Source organism: Komagataeibacter diospyri (assembly GCF_043995075.1).
GTDB classification, from domain to species: domain Bacteria; phylum Pseudomonadota; class Alphaproteobacteria; order Acetobacterales; family Acetobacteraceae; genus Komagataeibacter; species Komagataeibacter diospyri.
In genome coordinates this window covers 3,257,773-3,276,066 of sequence record NZ_CP171836.1, presented here as the reverse complement: position 1 = coordinate 3,276,066, position 18,294 = coordinate 3,257,773, and the positions used below count along the sequence as shown (strand labels likewise).

Annotated in this window: 15 protein-coding genes and 1 pseudogene; 7 read left to right on the top strand and 9 right to left on the bottom strand. The window is 62.2% G+C overall.

The features are described from left to right. Window positions 1–97 precede the first annotated feature (97 nt). Window positions 98–1,984 carry an ABC-F family ATP-binding cassette domain-containing protein gene (locus tag ACE2AA_RS15225; protein WP_141302434.1) on the top strand — a complete coding sequence of 629 codons (1,887 nt, stop codon included), beginning with the start codon at window positions 98–100 and terminating at the stop codon, window positions 1,982–1,984. Between the two features lie 453 nt (window positions 1,985–2,437). Further along, window positions 2,438–3,124 (top strand): hypothetical protein, encoded by a 687-nt coding sequence (locus ACE2AA_RS15220; RefSeq protein ID WP_395370352.1) that lies wholly within the window; start codon window positions 2,438–2,440, stop codon window positions 3,122–3,124. 166 nt (window positions 3,125–3,290) lie between these two features. Here ACE2AA_RS15220 and ACE2AA_RS15215 read toward each other — a convergent pair whose 3' ends face one another. Further along, a complete protein-coding gene (locus ACE2AA_RS15215) occupies window positions 3,291–4,496 on the bottom strand; it encodes an MFS transporter (protein WP_395370350.1) in 1,206 nt (401 codons plus the stop codon). A 214-nt stretch (window positions 4,497–4,710) separates the two neighbouring features. Between ACE2AA_RS15215 and ACE2AA_RS15210 the strand changes: the two genes are divergently transcribed. Then, complete coding sequence (locus tag ACE2AA_RS15210; RefSeq protein WP_395370348.1) at window positions 4,711–5,835, top strand: AI-2E family transporter; 1,125 nt, start codon at window positions 4,711–4,713, stop codon at window positions 5,833–5,835. 101 nt (window positions 5,836–5,936) lie between these two features. Here ACE2AA_RS15210 and ACE2AA_RS15205 read toward each other — a convergent pair. From ACE2AA_RS15205 to ACE2AA_RS15185, 5 genes and pseudogenes are all read right to left on the bottom strand, one after another. After that, a pseudogene (locus tag ACE2AA_RS15205) lies at window positions 5,937–6,688 on the bottom strand (IS5 family transposase). A gap of 164 nt (window positions 6,689–6,852) precedes the next feature. Further along, window positions 6,853–7,437, bottom strand: a complete 585-nt coding sequence (locus tag ACE2AA_RS15200; protein WP_141262278.1) for an HAD family phosphatase — start codon at window positions 7,435–7,437, stop codon at window positions 6,853–6,855. Continuing rightward, a complete protein-coding gene (locus ACE2AA_RS15195) occupies window positions 7,434–7,922 on the bottom strand; it encodes a hypothetical protein (RefSeq protein WP_141262277.1) in 489 nt (162 codons plus the stop codon). The genes ACE2AA_RS15200 and ACE2AA_RS15195 overlap by 4 nt, the downstream gene beginning before the upstream one ends. A gap of 15 nt (window positions 7,923–7,937) precedes the next feature. Continuing rightward, window positions 7,938–9,074, bottom strand: coding sequence for a DegT/DnrJ/EryC1/StrS family aminotransferase (locus ACE2AA_RS15190; RefSeq protein ID WP_395370346.1), 1,137 nt, complete (start codon window positions 9,072–9,074; stop codon window positions 7,938–7,940). Beyond that, entirely contained in the window at window positions 9,071–11,002 is a 1,932-nt protein-coding gene (locus ACE2AA_RS15185; RefSeq protein ID WP_395372230.1) for a polysaccharide biosynthesis protein, read from the bottom strand. The genes ACE2AA_RS15190 and ACE2AA_RS15185 overlap by 4 nt, the downstream gene beginning before the upstream one ends. Before the next feature lie 103 nt (window positions 11,003–11,105). Between ACE2AA_RS15185 and ACE2AA_RS15180 the strand changes: the two genes are divergently transcribed. Continuing rightward, a complete protein-coding gene (locus ACE2AA_RS15180) occupies window positions 11,106–12,140 on the top strand; it encodes a glycosyltransferase family 4 protein (RefSeq protein ID WP_227002517.1) in 1,035 nt (344 codons plus the stop codon). A 63-nt stretch (window positions 12,141–12,203) separates the two neighbouring features. Here the strand turns inward: ACE2AA_RS15180 and ACE2AA_RS15175 are convergent, their stop codons facing one another. The 3 genes from ACE2AA_RS15175 to ACE2AA_RS15165 form a co-directional block, all read right to left on the bottom strand. Next, window positions 12,204–12,689: a hypothetical protein gene (locus tag ACE2AA_RS15175; RefSeq protein WP_141262274.1), complete on the bottom strand. Its 486-nt coding sequence runs from the start codon at window positions 12,687–12,689 to the stop codon at window positions 12,204–12,206. A gap of 20 nt (window positions 12,690–12,709) precedes the next feature. Further along, complete coding sequence (locus tag ACE2AA_RS15170) at window positions 12,710–13,129, bottom strand: MarR family winged helix-turn-helix transcriptional regulator (RefSeq protein ID WP_141262273.1); 420 nt, start codon at window positions 13,127–13,129, stop codon at window positions 12,710–12,712. Between the two features lie 160 nt (window positions 13,130–13,289). Then, complete coding sequence (locus ACE2AA_RS15165; protein ID WP_141302426.1) at window positions 13,290–14,729, bottom strand: M17 family metallopeptidase; 1,440 nt, start codon at window positions 14,727–14,729, stop codon at window positions 13,290–13,292. Between the two features lie 131 nt (window positions 14,730–14,860). On the opposite strand from ACE2AA_RS15165, the gene ACE2AA_RS15160 reads away from it, so the two are divergent. The 3 genes from ACE2AA_RS15160 (at window position 14,861) to fdxA (ending at window position 18,294) form a co-directional block, all read left to right on the top strand. Continuing rightward, complete coding sequence (locus ACE2AA_RS15160) at window positions 14,861–17,473, top strand: helicase-related protein (RefSeq protein WP_395370344.1); 2,613 nt, start codon at window positions 14,861–14,863, stop codon at window positions 17,471–17,473. A gap of 5 nt (window positions 17,474–17,478) precedes the next feature. Continuing rightward, window positions 17,479–17,772, top strand: coding sequence for an RNA-binding S4 domain-containing protein (locus ACE2AA_RS15155; RefSeq protein ID WP_141262270.1), 294 nt, complete (start codon window positions 17,479–17,481; stop codon window positions 17,770–17,772). Window positions 17,773–17,961: 189 nt separating this feature from the next. After that, entirely contained in the window at window positions 17,962–18,294 is a 333-nt protein-coding gene (fdxA, locus tag ACE2AA_RS15150; RefSeq protein WP_010507641.1) for a ferredoxin FdxA, read from the top strand.

The following is an 18,294-nucleotide window of genomic DNA, read 5'->3' as shown; positions in this document are numbered from 1 at the left end:
ACCTTACAAGCGCCATCTAGAGCATATCGCCGCAGACTGGTAGGTACAACCCGCACGAAACCAGCCATGTCCCCCATATTGCCGGAGTTTCCCGCCCGTGAGCCTGCTCGTCATATCCGACCTGACCCTGCGCATTGCAGGTCGCACCCTGCTTGATGGTGCCAGCCTGAGCATTGATCCGGGCCGCAAGATCGGCCTGGTCGGCCGCAATGGCGCGGGCAAATCGACCCTTCTGGCCGCGATCGCGGGGGATATCGCGCCTGATGGCGGCACGATCCACATGTCGGCGCGCGCGCGCATGGCGCGGATCAGGCAGGAAGCGCCTACGGGCTATGGCTCGCTACTGGATACGGTGCTGGCGGGTGATACCGAACGGACGGAGCTGCTGCGCGAATCCGAAACCACGACCGATCCCGCCCGCATTGCCGACATCCATGAACGCCTGCTGGCGATCGACGCCCACAGCGCCCCGGCGCGGGCGGCCGCCATCCTGTCCGGGCTGGGGTTTGATGCGCAGGCGCAGAGCCGCCCGGTATCGGACTTTTCGGGCGGGTGGCGCATGCGCGTGGCCCTTGCCACGGCGCTGTTTCTCAACCCCGACCTGCTTCTGCTGGATGAGCCGACCAACCATCTCGACCTTGAGGCCACGATCTGGCTGGAAAACTGGCTGGCGCGGTTTTCGGGTGCGGCCCTGATCGTCAGCCATGACCGCGGGTTGCTGGACCGCGCGGTGGACGCCATCGCCCATCTGGACCATGGCAGGCTGACGCTGACGCCGGGCGGGTATGAGGAATTCGTGCGCATCCGCACCGAACAGGCCCTGCAGCAGGCCCGCATGGCCGAACGCATCAACGCCAAGCGCGCGCACATGCAGTCCTTCGTTGACCGCTTCCGCGCCAAGGCCACCAAGGCCAAGCAGGCGCAGGCCCGCATCAAGGCGCTGGAAAAACTGCCGCAGATCGATAGCGTGGTGGAAGATACGCCCAGCCACTTTTCCTTCCCCGAACCCTCGCCGCTGCCGCCGCCCATGCTGACGATGGAGCGGGTTTCAGCCGGTTATGGCGATCATACCATCCTGGCCAACCTGTCGCTGCGCATTGACATGGAAGACCGGATCGCCCTGCTGGGGGCCAACGGCAACGGCAAATCCACCTTCGCCAAACTGGTGGCGGGGCGGCTGGAACCCCAGTCAGGCACAATCCAGCACAGCCCGAAGCTGAAGGTCGGCTATTTTGCCCAGCACCAGGCAGAGGAACTCCGCCCCAACGAAACCCCGGTGGACCACATGGCCCGCGCCCTGCCCGACGCCACGCCGCCAGCCGTGCGCGCGCAGCTTGCCCGTTTCGGACTGGACGCGGAACGTGCGGAAACGCCCACCCGCGACCTGTCGGGGGGCGAGAAGGCGCGCCTGCTGCTTGCACTGGCCACGCGTGATGCGCCGCACCTGCTGATCCTTGATGAACCGACCAACCACCTTGACCTTGATGCGCGTGACGCGCTGATCCGCGCGCTTGCGGAATTCGAGGGTGCGGTCCTGCTGATCAGCCATGACCCGCATCTGGTTGAACTGGTGGCCGACCGGCTGTGGCTGGTGGGGGATGGCACGGTCCGCCCGTTCGAGGGCGACATGGCGGAATACCGCACATGGCTGACCGAACGGGCGCGCGCAGTCTCGAACAACGACCCTGCCCGTCCTGCCGCAGCCCCGAAGCGCGACGACCGCCGCGAACGCGCCGAAGCCCGCAAGGCCACGGCCCCCCTGCGCAAACGCATCCGTGATGCAGAGCAACTGATGGCCAGACTGGTGGCCGAGCGCGCGAAGCTGGAAGCCCGTCTGGCGGACCCCAAACTGTATGAAAGCGGCAAGACGGATGAAGTCACCGCACTGAACACCCGCCTTGCCGCCATTGCACGCGAACACGACCGGGCGGAAGAAGACTGGCTGGCAGCGGAAACGGAACTGGAGGCCGCCAGCGCGGAATAGGCCCGCCTCCCCATCCACGCGCCTGCCTGATGAGGTCATTCACGGGCAGGCGCGTGCGGGCGGACCAGAAATCGGACTTACGTGGTGAACGCGCCATCCTGCCATGCAATGCCATCGCCTGCGGAACTGCGTCATCATATCGGACTGAAATGTCTCGATCCCCGCGCGCGCTGCATTCCATATGATTGACACATCGGCCGTTTTTCCCGGATTCGTTCACCGCATTCATGATCCGGGTGGGGTAAAGACCGCGCGGATGCGACCCAAATACGGTCATGTCGTCATCTTCTCCCTGCCCATTGCATGGACTGAAGTCAGGCATATCGGCTGATCTCAATTACGCGGCAGACAGACATTGAAGATATTACCAGACGTCAATAGTAGTGCTGGAAATTTTCAGATACAGGGAGATACAGTTAGATACAAAAAGTTACAAATGCAGGCTGTCATAAAATGAAAAAAGTCAGTTCCCTCATTTCATCCAGCGTCTTATGTGCGCTTCTTGCGGGATGTTACGGTACTGTTGCCAAGGAAGGCATAAAATACAGGCACCTGTCAAAAATGTCCGAGGAACAGATACAGGCGAAAACAATCGTAACCAACCAGCCATGGTCAAAAACCGCGATAGTCAGTCAGGAAAAACTATACGACAATGGTCACAATTGGGATAATTTTGGAGATAATAAAGTATTAACGGTTGATCTTACTTCATTTCTTTACTCTGTTATTAAAAAAAGTGATATATCTATAAATTATTATTTGGGTATTGATACAGATGTTGGCGGCGTTGCATATCAGCATATGGAATACACCGAAGATGGGGTCAAAAAATATACCAATGTCACCAATATTGATAACGAAACAAGCTGCGATGGAGCGCATGTCTATGCGGGCCGCGTCAGTCCGGACTGCCATTACGAAACAAATGCAGCCTTCCCCATCAGCAAGGAACTTCTGGAAAAAATAGCCAGTTCAGATCAGCCATTTAAAGTATTGTTTGTATCCGAAAATTCCACAATCGTCCCGTTTGATGACATTATCGCCCCATCAGAAGCCCGCGCCCTGCTTGACCGCGTGCAGCAGGAAGCCGCCAGCGTCACCCCCGCGACCAAAGCACAACCGGATACCCCATCGAAATAACATCATCCCCGACCACTCCGCGACGACCGACATTTTTCCGGAGATTGCCTGAAAGCAACCTGATGGCGGGGCATTGCGCGCGATGGGAGAACCCAGGTGGCAATATGCCGCATCCGCCCCGCCATTCATCATGGGTCACGCATTCTGCCAGCAGCAAATTCCTGACCTAGACCGGGCCACGCGCTCCCGCACGCGGCACCAGCAGTCCGATCAGGAAAATCGCCAGCCCCGCGACCGACAGCCCGGCCCCGGCCCATCCCACGTCCTGCGCACCATAGCCTGCGGCAATCACCGCCCCGCCCAGCCACGCGCCAAATGCATTGGCTACGTTGACGGCAGAATGGTTCAGCGCCGCCACCAGCCCCTGCGCATCGGCCGCCACATCCATAAGCCGGGTCTGCAACGCGGGCAGCAGGGCAATGATGCCGCCCATCAGGCTGGTTACGATCAACACCAGCACCATGCTTTCCGCGCATACGGAAAACAGGCACAGCATGATGGTACTGGCCGCCAGCGTCACCACCACCGCCAGCGTGGGGCTGATATCCACCAGCCGGGCACCGGCCATGTTGCCCGCCACCATGCCCACGCCCCACAATGACTGCGCCAGCGGCACGACATAGGCAGGCACGCCGGTCACGCCCAGCAATACCGCGGACAGATAGGTGCCGACACAGAACATGCCGCCAAACCCGATCGCGCCCGTCGCCAGCGTGAACCATACCTGCGACCGCCGCAGCGCACCCAGTTCACGCCACAGCGAACCCTGTGGATCGGGCGCCACGATGGGCACCGTACGCGCGATCATGACAAGGGCCAGCAGTTCCATGACCGCGATGAAGGCGTAAACCGCCCGCCAGCCCAGCATCTGCCCCGCCCATGTCACCAGCGGCACCCCGACCACATGGGCGACCGTAAGCCCGACGAACACACCGGCCACCGCCCGTCCCCGCCGCGCGGGATCGGCCATGCCCGCGGCGACAAGGGCCGCCACGCCGTAAAAGGCCCCATGCGGCAACCCGGTCAGGAAACGTATGACCAGCAGCATCCCGTAACCCGGCGCCAGCGCCGATGCCGCATTGCCCACAACAAACATGGCCTGTAGCGCCAGCAGCAGCCAGTAGCGCGACATGCGCGCACCGATCAGGGTGGCAAGCGGGGCACCGATCACCACGCCCACCGCATAGGCACTGATGACATGCCCCGCCACCGGCACCGACACGCCCAGCGATCGGGCGACACCGGGCAGCATCGCCATCAATGCGAACTCCCCCGTGCCTATGGCAAAGGTGGCGACAGCCAGCGCCCATCCTGCCGCCCCAAGCCGCGCGGGCGGGACCGGCTGCGATGAAGAAATATCTGGATTACTCACATGTCTGCCCTTTTCCGACAGGAGATATTGGCTTACGCCTTAACCGGTCACGAAGGGGATGCACCCACTGGATCCCACGTCCTAGCCTGCTGCCAGTTAGTGGAATTTCAGGTTAACGCAATCCATACCCTTTCCCGGACGTTATCCCGGCTGCGGCTGTGCTGGCGTTCACGTTCCACGCAGCCCGTTTCATGGCCACCATACGGACATATAGATGACAGCCTCCTCCCCGTCGGACCCGACGCCCGACGCACCAGATTCCCGCCCTTCCCCACAGAAAGACGAAACACCCGATCCCCGCGCCCAGCAACTGGCGCGCATTTACGCCCTGCTGCGGCTGACACTGGTCATTACCATCGTGGTCATGCTGATCTGGGTGGTGGGCGATGTGCTGATGGTCATCTTCGCCGCGACCCTTGTCGCCGTGATCCTGCACAACCTTGCCGGCCTTGTGGAACGCCACACGCGCATGCCCTACTGGCTGTCGCTTACGGCGGTGGTCGTAGCCATAATCGCGGCACTGACCGGACTGATCTGGAGCAGCGGCCCCGAAATATCGGAACAGGCCGTAAAGCTGCGCACCGCACTGAGCGAGCAGGCCCATAACCTGCGCGACAGCATGGGCCATTCCTCCACCGGGCGGATGATCCTCGACAATCTGCCCACGACACTGGGGGGGAATGAACAGGCCGCCAGCAGCAGCGGGTTCGGGTCCCTGGCGGGATCCATGACCGGTTTCGTCTCATCCGCCTTCGGGGCGGCTGGCACGCTGGCGGTCATCCTGATCGCAGGGCTGTATTTCGCCATCTCGCCCGAACTGTATGTCAACGGCATGCTGCGGCTGATCCCGCATGAATACCGTCATACATCACGCGAACTGCTGCTGACGGCAGGGCGCACCCTGTGGGCATGGACGGCGGGACAGGCGCTGGATATGGCCGTGGTGGGGCTGCTGTCCTTCATCGGGCTGTGGTGCATTGGCGTGCCACTGGCGCTGGCGCTGGGGGTCGTGGCGGGGATGGCCAACTTCATTCCCTATATCGGCGCATTCGTCGGTGCGGTGCCCGCCGTGCTGATCGGCCTGTCACAGGGCACGCGCGAAGGGGTCATGGTCCTGGGCCTGTATGCCGCCATCCAGTTTTTCGAGGGTAATGTCATGGCGCCGCTGATCCAGCGCCATGCGGTAAAGATGCCGCCAGGACTGACCATCCTGTCCCAGACGATCTTTGGCACTATCCTTGGCATTCCGGGACTTATCCTGGCCTCACCGCTTACGGCGGCCCTGCTGGCGACCGCCGATCGCGCCATGCCGAAGCTTAAGGACGACGAACGGGTATAAAAGGATGCCGGACGCAACATTCGGCAATCATCAGAACGTTTTTGATGAAGCTCTTTTCAAAAAGCTTCAGAAAACGCTGCCTTTTTGGGGCCTGTTGGGAATTATCTTGAATTGATGATTGCGCCAACGAGATAGATCATGGCTTCGAATGATCTGTCTGTTTTTTCGCTGCGCATGGCGATGCGCTTGAACTCCTTGAGCTTGCAGAAGAAGTTCTCAATGAGATGGCGTGCTTTGAACAGGGCCCCATCGAACGGGCGTCTGTCGAGGCGGTTTTTGCGCTGGGGAATGACCACACAGGCCCCTTGCGCGTGTAGGGCGTCCACGATCCAGTGGACGTCAAACGCTTTGTCAGCGAGAATCCCCTTGAAATCCGCCGGTTCGAGAAGGGGGGCAACCCCGACCGTGTCGTAATGCTGGCCAGGAATAAGCGTGAAGCGGACCAGATTGCCCAGGGCGTCGGTCATGGCGATGATCTTGGTCGACCACCCCGTCACACTGCGTCCTATCGCCTGATTCCGGGTCCCCCTTTTGCGCCCTGGCCGTGGCGATGAACCCGGACCACCGTACCGTCAATCATCGCGTATTCCATATCGGCATCGTCAGAGACAGCGTCAAAAAGCCGTTTGAAAACACCGGCTTTCATCCAGTCACTGTAGCGCGAGTAAACCGAGTTCCAATGTCCGAAATACGTCGGCAGATCCCGCCACGGACTGCCGGTCCGCGCTATCTATAAAACCGCTTCGATAAAGAGGCGGTTATCCTTCCCGCTGCGACCTCGATCCGTCTTCCTGCCAAGGCACAGCGGTTCCATTTTCGCCCATTGGGCATCCGTCAGTATGAAGCGATCCATATGGTCTTTGAAACACATCATGGCCCTTTAGAAAACTCAATTCCCAACAGCCCCTGAAAAAAGGCAGCGTCCAAAAACTTTCATTGTCTTTTATCATCCGAACAGAAACGGGGACGGGAGATCACACTCCCGTCCCCGTTCTGCATTCATCCGCATAGCCCGGTTCAGGGCAGCAGCGTATTTACATCCACATGCGCCATGCCGGCGCGGGTGGCGGCCAGCATGCCCTCGCGGCTGTCCTCGAAAACAAGGCATGATGCAGGGGCCAGCGCCAGTCTGCCCGCCGCCAGCAGAAACATGTCCGGTGCCGGTTTGGGATTATTCACGTCATCTATGGTGATGATGGCGTCAAACAGACGTTCCAGACCAAGGTGACGCAGACAGGCGGATACAATCTGCCGTGACCCGTTGGACGCCACCGCCATGGGCAGGCGGCCGTGGTACTGGCGGGCAATGTCCGCCACCACGGTAATTTCACGCAGCACGTGCAGCCTGCGCAGCATGCTGTCGCGCGCCTGTGAAATAATGCCGTCGCGGTTCACGCTGCGGCCCAGCCTGGCCTCGACAATATCCAGCACCATGTGTTCGGACATGCCGCCATGGCCATGAAACCATTCGGGCGGCACGCTCTGTTCTATGGCGTCCTCAAGGGCTGCGATCCAGCCCTCCCGGTATAACGGCAGGCTGTCAACCAGCGTGCCATCACAATCAAAGATCAGGCCCGCCGTATCTGCGCGCACCGGGCTCATGGAAACGCGGACCGGGGATAGTCGTACTGGTTGACGATGTCACGCAGTGCGTTGAAATCCTTGTCCTTGAAATGGTGGAAGCGGATGACCGCACCGGGCCGTTCTTCCACAAACACGGTATTGTTCCAGTCTGCGGCGCTGATACCGGTCCACAGTGTAATGCGGTAGGGAACCGCCTGCTCACCCGCAGGCTGCTGCCCCTTATGCTCGACCTGCATTTCCAGCACCGCATCCCCGCTGGATGGTGGCGTCTGTCCCAGCGGACCCCAGCCCGCGGTATGGGCCTGCAGCCAGTCATTGAGCGTATGGACCTGTGCCGCCGTCAGCGTGCGTTCCTTGCGCATGGGGCCTACGGCAATGGTGCCCGTTTCCATGGTGGGAAAGCTGAGGGGCCGGAAATTGGGCAGGGCGATAAGCCACAGCCCCGCCGCCGTACCGATCGTGATAACCAGGAACCCGATCAGCAGGGCTGTCTCGCGTCTCATTTGCGTATGATCTCCTTATGCACGCACGGCCGCGATGACCCGGCCCACGTCATGATCCGACAGTTCCGCATGCAGCGGCAGCGCCATGATCCGGCGCGACAGGTCTTCCGCCACCGGCAGTGCCGCGCCATCATGGGCACCGACATAGGCAGGCTGCTGGTGCAGCGGAAGCGGATAATAGATGGCCGACGCCACGCCATGGCTTTTCAGCTTGTGCTGCAGGACGGCACGGTCTTTTTCCCCCTTCGTCAGGACGGAATAGATCGCCCATGAACCGTGGCTGTGCGGCACGCGCGCCGGCGGGATCACATGGCCCGCGATGCCTGCATCATACGCGTCCGCAATGGCGCGCCTGCGTTCGAGTTCCATGTCGAACACATCCAGCTTGGCCAGCAGGATCGCGGCCTGGATGGTGTCCAGCCGCGCATTCATGCCAGTGCGCAGGACCTCGTACCGGGTCTTGCCTTCACCATGGGTGCGCAGCGAACGGTACAGTTCGGCCCGCTGCGGGTCATCGGTCAGGATGCCACCCGCATCACCATAGGCCCCCAGCGGCTTGGAGGGGAAAAAGGACAGGGTGGTCGCCACCGCCTCACGCCCCAGCCTGCGGCCCGACAGCGTCGCACCAAATGCCTGCGCACAGTCTGCCATGAGGAACAGCTTCTCCTCCTCGGCAATGGCGCGCAGTTCGGGCCACGGGGCAGGCTGACCGAACAGGTCGACGCCGATCACGGCACGCGGGCGCAGCTTTCCTGCCTGGCGGACATCGGCAATGCGCTTGCGCAGGCTGGCAGGGTCGATCTGGAAGGTCTCAGGGTCGACATCCACGAAGACCGGGGTCGCCCCCAGCACCAGCGGCACCTCCGCCGTGGCGGTATAGGTGAAGGCAGGCAGGAATACCGCGTCACCCGCGCCGATTCCCTCGGCCATCAGGACAATCTGGATGGCGTCCGTCCCGGACGATACCCCGACACACTGCGCGGCACCACTGTAGCTGGCCAGCCGTTCTTCCAGTTCGGTGACTTCAGGCCCCATGACAAAACGGCAGTGTTTCATGACCGCGTCGATACGCTGCCTGATTTCATTGGCAATCAGGCCCTGCTGCTGGGGCAGGTTCAGAAAACCTATGGGTGCTTCCGCCGGAGCGTTCATGATGCATTCCTTTCCACATCGACCTGTCCCGCTGTGTCCGGAACGGCCACGCCATGCGGGTTATGGGCAAATTCGGGGACAAGCCTGCGGACAAGGTCCAGCGCGCGCGCGCCATCACCATCCCGGCATGCCAATGTAAGTGCATCCATGATATTGGCGACCTGCGCAAGGTCCACCGTACGCGGCGTTGCCATCCGCAGGCCGGGACAGTCGGTAGGCTGCAGGATTTCCTGCTTATAAAACAGGTCCTCGGTCAACTTTTCCCCTGGCCTCAGCCCGGTAAAGCGGATCTGCACGTCCCGGTCGGGCCGCAATCCCGCCAGCACGATCATCTGGCGTGCCAGATCGACAATGCGCACCGGCGTGCCCATGTCCAGCACAAATACCCCGCCACTGCGCAGCAGTACCGCCATGTCGTCCGCCTGCCCCCCCGTGCCCCGCGCAGTGGCCTGCAGCACAAGGCCCACCGCTTCGGACACCGTCATGAAATACCGCGTCATGCGCGGGTCGGTCACCGTAAGCGGGCCACCGCATTCCAACTGGTGGCGAAACAGGGGAATGACCGACCCAGTGGATCCCATGACATTGCCAAACCGCACGGTCACGCACCGCATGTCCCCCCCGTCTGCACGGTTGCGAGCTGCCACATCCAGTGCCTGACAGTACATTTCTGCAATGCGCTTGGACGCCCCCATCACGCTGGCGGGATTGACCGCCTTGTCCGTGGAAACCAGGACCATGGCCGTCACCCCATGCCGGGCGGCGGTATCGGCCACGATGCGGGTGCCGGTCACGTTGGTCAGCAGTCCCTCGCACGGGTTTTCCTCCACCATGGGCACGTGCTTCAGCGCCGCGGCATGGAACACCAGTTCAGGACGGAAACGGGCAAATATGCGCTCCATCCTTCCTGCATCGCGTATATCGGCCAGGACAAGGTGGCGCGTAATGTCAGGGGCTTTTTCCGCAAGGTCGATATCCACCTGCCATAACGGAAATTCGCCAATATCCACCAAAATCATCTGGTCAGGGGCATGACCCGCGATCTGGCGGGCCAGTTCGCTGCCAATCGATCCGCCCGCCCCCGTAATCAGCACGCGCCTGCCGCGCAGCATGTCGGCAATGCCCTGCCCATCCGGTGCGACAGCCGGGCGGTTGAGCAGGTCTGACAGCCTGACCGGATGCAGAGGCGTCGTACCCCCCCCCGCGATACCCGACAGGTCGGGCATGCAGCGCACCTGCGTGCCGGTTTCCTGCGCCATCCGCAGGACAGTGGACAGACGCTCGCCACGAAAGCGCGGATCGGCCACCACCAGCAGCAGTTCATCTTCAGCCCGAAACGCCGACAGGATGCCCGGCAGGTCCGCCACCTGCCCCAGCACCGGCACGCCGCGCAACCTGCGGCCGGGACGGCGCTGGCGACCTTCGACCACCATACCCACGACCAGACCGCCCATATCGGGCATCAGGCTCAGGAACCGGCTTGCGTCCTCCCCATCCCCCAGCAGGATCACACGTCGGCCGCCCCTGTCCCGCCCCCCCCGATAGGACCGCCAGCACTGGTAACCCGCACGCACTCCCGCCATGATAACGAAGGCCGCCATGGCATACGCCCCGCCAAAGGCCGCCGCGCGCGCCCCCCCCGACGGGGCAAGCACACCCACAACCAGACCGCCAGCCAGTGTGCATGCGCCCGCCAGCCGCCAGAAATCGGACCGCCCCGCGAAACGCCAGTGCTGCTGGAATATACGGAACGGCCAGCCCGCCCCCCCGATGGCCGCCATGCCCAATACGGACAGGCCCCACCACGGCCATGCGGTATCAGGATAAGGGCTCAATCCCGTCGCCACGATTGCGGCCAGCCCCCCCATGACCGTATCAAGGGTGCTGTTTACGGCCAGCGTCCGTATCTTGCGCAGGCACTCCGCCATGCTGCCACTGCTTGAGGATTGCGTAACCATTACCCTCCCCCTATAGCCGAGCAGATGCAGGGCAAGAAGGAGAGATCATGCCCCCCTTCCAGCTTTCATGACCATGTTCCATTCATTTCATGCCGAAAACGTCTTTTTCGGGCTGTTCGTGGTGGCGGCGATCCTGATGTCCGCCGTGCTGTCGCGCCGGGTGATCGCGATGCGCGTGCTGGATTACCCCACCGGGCGCAGCGCCCATGCCATGCCGGTGCCCAAGGGCGGCGGACTTGCGATTCTGATCGTATTCGTGGTGGGCGTGCCGCTGGGGCAGATGATCTGCCATCGCCATGCGGATACGGCGGACGTGACACTGCTGCTTGCCACGGTGGGACTGGGGCTGTTTTCATGGCGCGACGACATGCAGCCCATGCCGCCGGTATGGAAACTGGGGGCGCAGATTGCAGCAGCCGCGCTGGTGGCATGGGGCGACATGACTGGCGGGTCGGTACATGCGCTGACAATGGGCGGACTTGGGCTGGGGGTCGTATGGCTGGTGGCCCTGTGCAACTGCATCAATTTCATGGACGGGCTGAACGGACTGGCCAGCGGGTGCACGCTGATCGCGGGCGTGATTACGGCGGGGCTGTGCATGCTTGCGGGCGGCGGGGTGGAAACATGGGGCAGCGCCCTGATGCTGGCAGCCGCCTGTGCCGGTTTTCTGCCCTTCAACTTTCCCCATGCGCGACTGTTCATGGGCGATGTGGGCAGCCAGTGCTGCGGGCTGGTACTGGGGGCGCTGGGACTGCGCATGGCGGGCATGCCGCAACTGGCCCATGGGGCATGGCTCATGCCGCTCATGCTGTCGGGGCTGCTGGTGGATGTCATCGTAACCCTGCTGCGGCGGCTGTACTGCCGCCGCCCCATCATGCAGGCGCACCGGGAACATTTCTACCAGATGGCCCATCGCAGCGGCATGCCGGCTGTCGATATTACGGTCGTGACATGGGCGGGCACGGTGTGCGGCGGCATGGGGGCCGGCGTCGTGGGCATGGGATGGGCCAGTCCCGGCCCCATCCTGCTGATCGTAGGCCTGATCCAGCTTGTATGGGTCACCAACGTCATACGCCGGGTGGGACGTATTCCCGGCCTGTCATGGTAACAAAAAACAGGGGGAACGGCCTGCTGGCTGTTCCCCCTGATTCTTTTGCCCTGACAGCGGATCTTATTTGCGCAGGGTAATCTTCATGCCCTGTGCTGCGGCGGCCAGACGGCCACCGGAACTGGACGTATCAAGGCGGATACGGACACCCGCGGGGTTGTTGAGCAGCACGGCGCCCACGCCGGTCCCGGCCGTAACATCCCCGTTGACGGCGGCATAGCTGCCTTCAAAATCCTTGACCCTGGTCAGGTTATAGACCTCACCCTGGCCAGTGATGTTGGCATAACCCACGGCCGCCAGCGAACCGCCCTCGATCTTGAAGCGGTAGGTGTGGTTCTGGAACACCAGCTTGCCCGTGCCCCACGTATGGCCAACCCCGATATCAAGCGACTTGAACTTCATCGTGACATGGCCCGATGGCGTGCCAAGCGATGATTCCGCAGCCCGTGCCAGTGTCGGCGCGCCCGCAAGCGGCGCCATGATCATGGCCAGGGCAACCAGACGTCTTGAAATGCGCATGGAATTGAAACCTTTTGTCTGTTTGAGCATGAAGTGAACCCTCATGTAACTCAGCCAGCGCGGCGATGTTCCTCGGTCCGACGCGTACGCGTGGCCTTGCGGGCGGGGGCCGCCGCCTTTTCCTGCGTTGCCGCTTCATTCACGATGCTGCACAGGTCACGCAGGTAGGCCTTGCCCTTGATGGTGTGCTTGATCAGCACCGAGCGGCGATCCATCGGGTCCGGCGCACGACGGGCGAGGTCCAGCGCCTTCAGCCGGTCCAGCGCACGGGTGATGGCGGGCTTGGACACGTTCAGTTCAGCCGCAAGGCCACGTACGGTGTGCGAACCGTCGCCACGCAGGTAACAGGTCAGGAACACGGCCAGCTGCCGTGCCGACAGGTCGGGGCCGTCGCGGCGGACCATCGCGACAATGGTATCGCGTAACGAATTGATCATCTGATCCGTATTAGTGTCTGATGACTTGCTCATCGGTGAAAATCCTCTGTCAGAAGTCAGCCTGCGGACCGGTGCGCATGAATGCGGAATCGGGCGGACTGGAATGGTGCGTTTTGGTTCTGCCTATATAATTAGCATTTACGGCATATATAAGTCGCACCAACCAAATTAGTTCGCATCCGGCATTGTTTCTTTAGTGATGCATTCTGTCCTCGATATTAAATATTTTTAACATTCCTTCGTAAACCGCTCTTAAACCAAGACTTTCTCCGCCTTCTGGCCGTCCGGGTCGTGCCGAATCGTTCCATCCATACGTGTCGATATGAACCCAGCGCACATCAGTTTTGACAAAATTTTCTAGAAAAAGCGCCGCCGTAATCGCCCCGGCCATGGGTTTGGATGAAATATTGTTCATATCTGCCACCGGACTGCGCAGCCATTTCCGGTAACCCGGCCACAGCGGCAACTGCCACAGCGGGTCACCACAGGCCAGACCGGATGCCACAAACGCTCCCGCCGTTTCATCATGGTTGCTGAACACAGCCGGCACATCCGGCCCCAGCGCCACGCGGGCCGCCCCGGTCAGGGTCGCGGCATCCACCAGCAGGTCCGGCTGGCGTTCGCACGCCGCATGCAGCAGGTCACACAGGACCAGCCTGCCTTCGGCATCGGTATTACCGATTTCCACCGTCAGCCCCGCGCGGGTCTTCACCACGTCGGATGGCCGCATGGCATGGCCCGATACGCTGTTTTCCACGCAACCCAGACGCAGTTCCAGCCGTATCGGCAGGTCACGCAGCATGACCAGCCGCGCAAGGGCCAGCATGATGGCAGCGCCCCCCATGTCCTTTTTCATCCGCAGCATGGAAGACGGCGGCTTGAGGTCATATCCGCCCGTATCGAAACACACGCCCTTGCCCACCAGCGACACCAGCGGCGCCGTCTCGGTGGCGGTGCTGCCCTGCCAGCGGGCTTCGACCACACAGGGCGCGCGGTCCGATCCCATGCCAACATGCAGCACGGTCGGGAAATCCTGCGCCAGCCGTGCCCCGCGAATGACCGATACATCCGCCCCCAGCGGGGCCAGCGCCATCTCGGCCGCCTTCGCCAGATCATCCGGCCCCATGAGGTTGGGCGGCGTATTGATCAGTGAACGGGCCAGATTGATGCACCGCGCCATGCTGGCCGCAGCCTGTCCCCCCGTATCCACCATCAGCCGCGCAGCCGGGACGGCCGGTGCTGCATCACGCCCGAAAGCGGGCATGCGATAGGCACCAAGGCAGAAGCCCAGTGCGATGTCACCAACCTGCACATCGGCAGGCGCACGCACCTGCCATGCCCCCGCGGGAAGCGAGTCGGGCAGTGCCCCGAACACGAACGGATCGGTACCATCCGCCTGCTCCGCAATGCCCAGCAGGGCTGTCGTAATGGTGCCATCCGCACCGGGCAGCAGCAGCACCTGACCATAACGGGCGGCAAAACCGGCCTGACGGGCAAAGCGGGCCGCCACTTCGCCTACCACCGCGTCCAGTTCCCCCAGCATGGAGGGACGGATGGCATGCACCATACCCACCGCTTCGCCGTGCACATCCTCCGCCGCGATCAGGCAGTCCTGCGTTTCCAACGCGTTCATCACACGTCCCTTCCCTGCATATGTTCCTATTTCCGGCAGGTTGCGTCCCCCGTCCGGGCAACGCAACACCCCATCGCGACCAGTACGTGGTTTTGCTTGCATTTGCCGTCACTTGGCCGGAGCATACGTCCATGACGGGTGTACCCAAGGGCACTGGTGGCCCCTATCGCGCAGCGGCCGGACATGGTTCCGGCCCCCATTCCGATACGCTGGTCCGGGCGGTGCTCGGCCCGACGAATACCGGAAAAACCCATCTGGCCATAGAAAGGCTGCTTTCGCATTCCAGCGGCATCATCGGTTTTCCCCTGCGGCTGCTGGCGCGTGAAAACTATGATCGCATGGTGGCACAGAAGGGGGCGCATGCTGTCGCCCTGATCACGGGCGAGGAAAAGATCATCCCGCCAAAGGCACGCTGGTTTTCATGCACGGTGGAAGCCATGCCGCTGGACCGGCGCGTGGAATTCGTGGCCGTGGACGAAATCCAGCTCTGTGCCGACCCTGATCGTGGCCACATCTTCACCGACCGGCTGCTGCATGCGCGCGGGATGTCGGAAACCATGTTTCTGGGCGCGGATACCATACGCAACCTGATCCGCCGCCTTGTGCCGGGCATCGAGATCGAACACCGCCCCCGTCTGTCGCAGCTGACGCATGCGGGCGCCTGCAAGCTGACACGCCTGCCACCGCGTTCGGCCATTGTCGCCTTTTCCGCGGGCGAGGTTTACGCCATTGCCGAACTGCTGCGCCGCAGGCGGGGAGGCTGCGCCATTGTCATGGGGCAGCTTTCGCCGCGCACCCGCAACGCGCAGGTGGCGCTGTACCAGGAAAAGGAAGTCGATTACCTCGTCGCGACCGATGCGATCGGCATGGGCCTGAACATGGATGTAAACCATGTCGCCTTTGCCAGCCTGTCCAAATTCGACGGCACGCGCATCCGCCCACTGACGGCGGGGGAAATCGCGCAGGTGGCGGGGCGCGCCGGTCGCGGTCTGCGCGATGGCACATTCGGCACCACCGGAACCTGCCCGCCTTTGTCCGAGGAACTGGCCGAAGCGGTGGAAGAACACCGTTTCGACCCACTGACCCGGTTGGCATGGCGCAACAGCGATCTGGATTTTTCCTCACCCGACCGGCTGCTGTCCAGCCTCAACCGCGCCTCTCCCCGTCCCGAACTGGTGGCGGGGCATGAGGCAAGCGACATGCTTGCCCTGTCCGCGCTGGCGGCGAGCACCGAAATCCGTCCGCTGGTCCATTCCCGCGCCGCGACGCGCCTGTTGTGGGAAAGCTGTCAGATACCGGATTTTCGCAAACTGGGCGATGACAGCCATATCCGCCTGTGCGGGCGGATCTTTACCCACCTGATTCAGGACGGGCGAATTCCCGCAGCATGGATGGATAACCAGATCACCCATTTTTTCCAGACGACGGGCACCATAGACTCGCTCATGCAGCGCCTGGCGGGCATCCGTGTGTGCAGCTACATCGCCGCCCGCCCCGGCTGGATCGCCAATGCGGAACACTGGCAGGCCCGCACGCGCGAAGCCGAGGACAGGCTGTCTGATGTCCTGCATGAACAGCTTACCGCACGTTTCGTGGACCGTCGCGCCACCACCCTGATCCGCCGGCTGGACGAAGGCGGCCATGACAACCTGCTTTCCGCCGTAACGGCACAGGGCAATGTCGTGGTGGAGGGACATGAAGTCGGCCGCATTGCCGGGCTGGACCTGATCGCGGGCGAACACACCGATGCCGAGGACGGGCGCCTTCTCATGCGCGCGGCACGGCGGGCGGTGCGCAGTGAAATCCCGCGCCGTGTCGCGGCCCTGGTGCAGGACGATGACCAGCAGTTCGCCTTTTCTGTCGACGGTTCGCATATCCTTTGGCAGGACATGCCCATCGCGCGGATGCAGCCGGGTAGTGACATGCTGTCACCGCGCCCGCAGGTGCTGGACAATCCGCTGCTGGACAATGCCCAGCGCGAACGAATCCGCAACCGCCTACAGACCTGGCTGGGACAGGTCGTGCGTGAACATCTTGCTCCCCTGTTTGCCGTGCAGGCAGCAGTAGCCAGCACGCCGGAACTGCGCGGTATCATCCATCGCCTTATGGAAGGTGCGGGGGTCGCCCCGCTCCATCGCGGCGAACGCCTTGGACACGACATGATCCACCGGCTACGGCGGCTGGGGGTACGGGTGGGTCACTACAGCCTGTTCATGCCCGCAATCCTGAAGGAACGTCCCATGCAGTTACGGGGCTGGCTGGTGGCGATCAGCCTGAACATGCCCTGTCCGCCCCTGCCCGCCATGGGCCGCATTACGTTACCACCCGACGCCCTGCCCCCCGCCTTCATGGACCGGATCGGCTGGCTGGATGCGGGGCCTGTGCGGATCAGGCTGGATATCGCAGAGAAATTTATCCTTGAACTGGCGCGCATGACACGTCGGGCGCCCATACCACTGCCTCCCCATCTGGCATCACGGCTGGGCATACGGCGCGAAATGCTGCCTGCGGTGATGAAAGGGCTGAACATGCGTGTCTATCATCCACGTCCCATGGCGGCCAACCGCTACGGGCCACCCGCCCCGGTGATGATCCGCTTCCTGCCTGAAAACGAAAATGGCGGCAGGGAAAAAGCCGTGCGGACCGTCCCCCCCCGCAATCACAGGCAACCGGCCACGGCCACCCGGTCGCGACGGGCCGACAGCCCCTTCGCCGCCCTGGCGACCCTGCTCAACCGTTCCTGACCGCCATGACACAGCCCCCCGATCCCATCATGAACCAGCGGCTGGACCTGTGGCTGCTACATGCCCGTTTTGGCCGTAGCCGCAGCATCTGCGCCAGGATCGCATCCGGCGGCCATGTCCGCATCAACCGCCAGCGCATAACGAAAGCGCATGCACAGGTGCATGTGGGTGATATCCTGACCCTGCCCTCCCCGGACCGGCAGACGGTGATCGTCATACGTGTCGTGGCCTGTGCCGAACGGCGGCAATCCGCCCCACTTGCACAACTTCTGTATGAAATTGTTCCGGAAACTGTCTGAATATTGTGGCCGACAGGCCAATACAGACGATGATTATGCATTAGCCGCCGTCTTGGGCTTGCCACGGCCCGAAAACACTCTCATATCTTCCGCCATTCCTGATGAGGTCATGCCCCATGTGGCACCTCATCCCTTTTAATGGCCGGGCCTATTGCCGCAGGCCGAACAAATAATGATCGGAGATAGGCGATGACCTATGTGGTCACCGAAAACTGCATTCGCTGCAAATTCACAGATTGTGTCGAAGTCTGTCCGGTTGACTGCTTCTACGCCGGTGAAAACTTTCTGGTAATCAACCCGGACGAATGCATCGACTGCGGTGTGTGCGAACCAGAATGCCCGGCTGAGGCCATCTTCCCCGATAGCGACGACCGCGCCACTCCCTGGGCCGAGCTGAACGCCAAATACGCCGCGGTGTGGCCCAACATCACGCGCAAGATTGACGCCCCGGCCGATGCCGAGGAATGGAAAGACAAGCCCAACAAGAAAGAGCTGCTTTCCCCTGAACCACAGAAAGGCTGA

Bases quoted from the DNA above. Each gene is read 5' to 3' on its own strand.
- ACE2AA_RS15220 (WP_395370352.1), top strand. From the start codon at position 2,438: ATGAAAAAAGTCAGTTCCCTCATTTCATCCAGCGTCTTATGTGCGCTT.
- ACE2AA_RS15210 (WP_395370348.1), top strand. From the start codon at position 4,711: ATGACAGCCTCCTCCCCGTCGGACCCGACGCCCGACGCACCAGATTCC.
- ACE2AA_RS15200 (WP_141262278.1), bottom strand. From the start codon at position 7,437: ATGAGCCCGGTGCGCGCAGATACGGCGGGCCTGATCTTTGATTGTGAT.
- ACE2AA_RS15195 (WP_141262277.1), bottom strand. From the start codon at position 7,922: ATGAGACGCGAGACAGCCCTGCTGATCGGGTTCCTGGTTATCACGATC.
- ACE2AA_RS15190 (WP_395370346.1), bottom strand. From the start codon at position 9,074: ATGAACGCTCCGGCGGAAGCACCCATAGGTTTTCTGAACCTGCCCCAG.
- ACE2AA_RS15185 (WP_395372230.1), bottom strand. From the start codon at position 11,002: ATGGCGGAGTGCCTGCGCAAGATACGGACGCTGGCCGTAAACAGCACC.
- ACE2AA_RS15180 (WP_227002517.1), top strand. From the start codon at position 11,106: ATGTTCCATTCATTTCATGCCGAAAACGTCTTTTTCGGGCTGTTCGTG.
- ACE2AA_RS15175 (WP_141262274.1), bottom strand. From the start codon at position 12,689: ATGCTCAAACAGACAAAAGGTTTCAATTCCATGCGCATTTCAAGACGT.
- ACE2AA_RS15170 (WP_141262273.1), bottom strand. From the start codon at position 13,129: ATGAGCAAGTCATCAGACACTAATACGGATCAGATGATCAATTCGTTA.
- ACE2AA_RS15165 (WP_141302426.1), bottom strand. From the start codon at position 14,729: ATGAACGCGTTGGAAACGCAGGACTGCCTGATCGCGGCGGAGGATGTG.
- ACE2AA_RS15160 (WP_395370344.1), top strand. From the start codon at position 14,861: ATGACGGGTGTACCCAAGGGCACTGGTGGCCCCTATCGCGCAGCGGCC.
- ACE2AA_RS15155 (WP_141262270.1), top strand. From the start codon at position 17,479: ATGACACAGCCCCCCGATCCCATCATGAACCAGCGGCTGGACCTGTGG.
- fdxA (WP_010507641.1), top strand. From the start codon at position 17,962: ATGACCTATGTGGTCACCGAAAACTGCATTCGCTGCAAATTCACAGAT.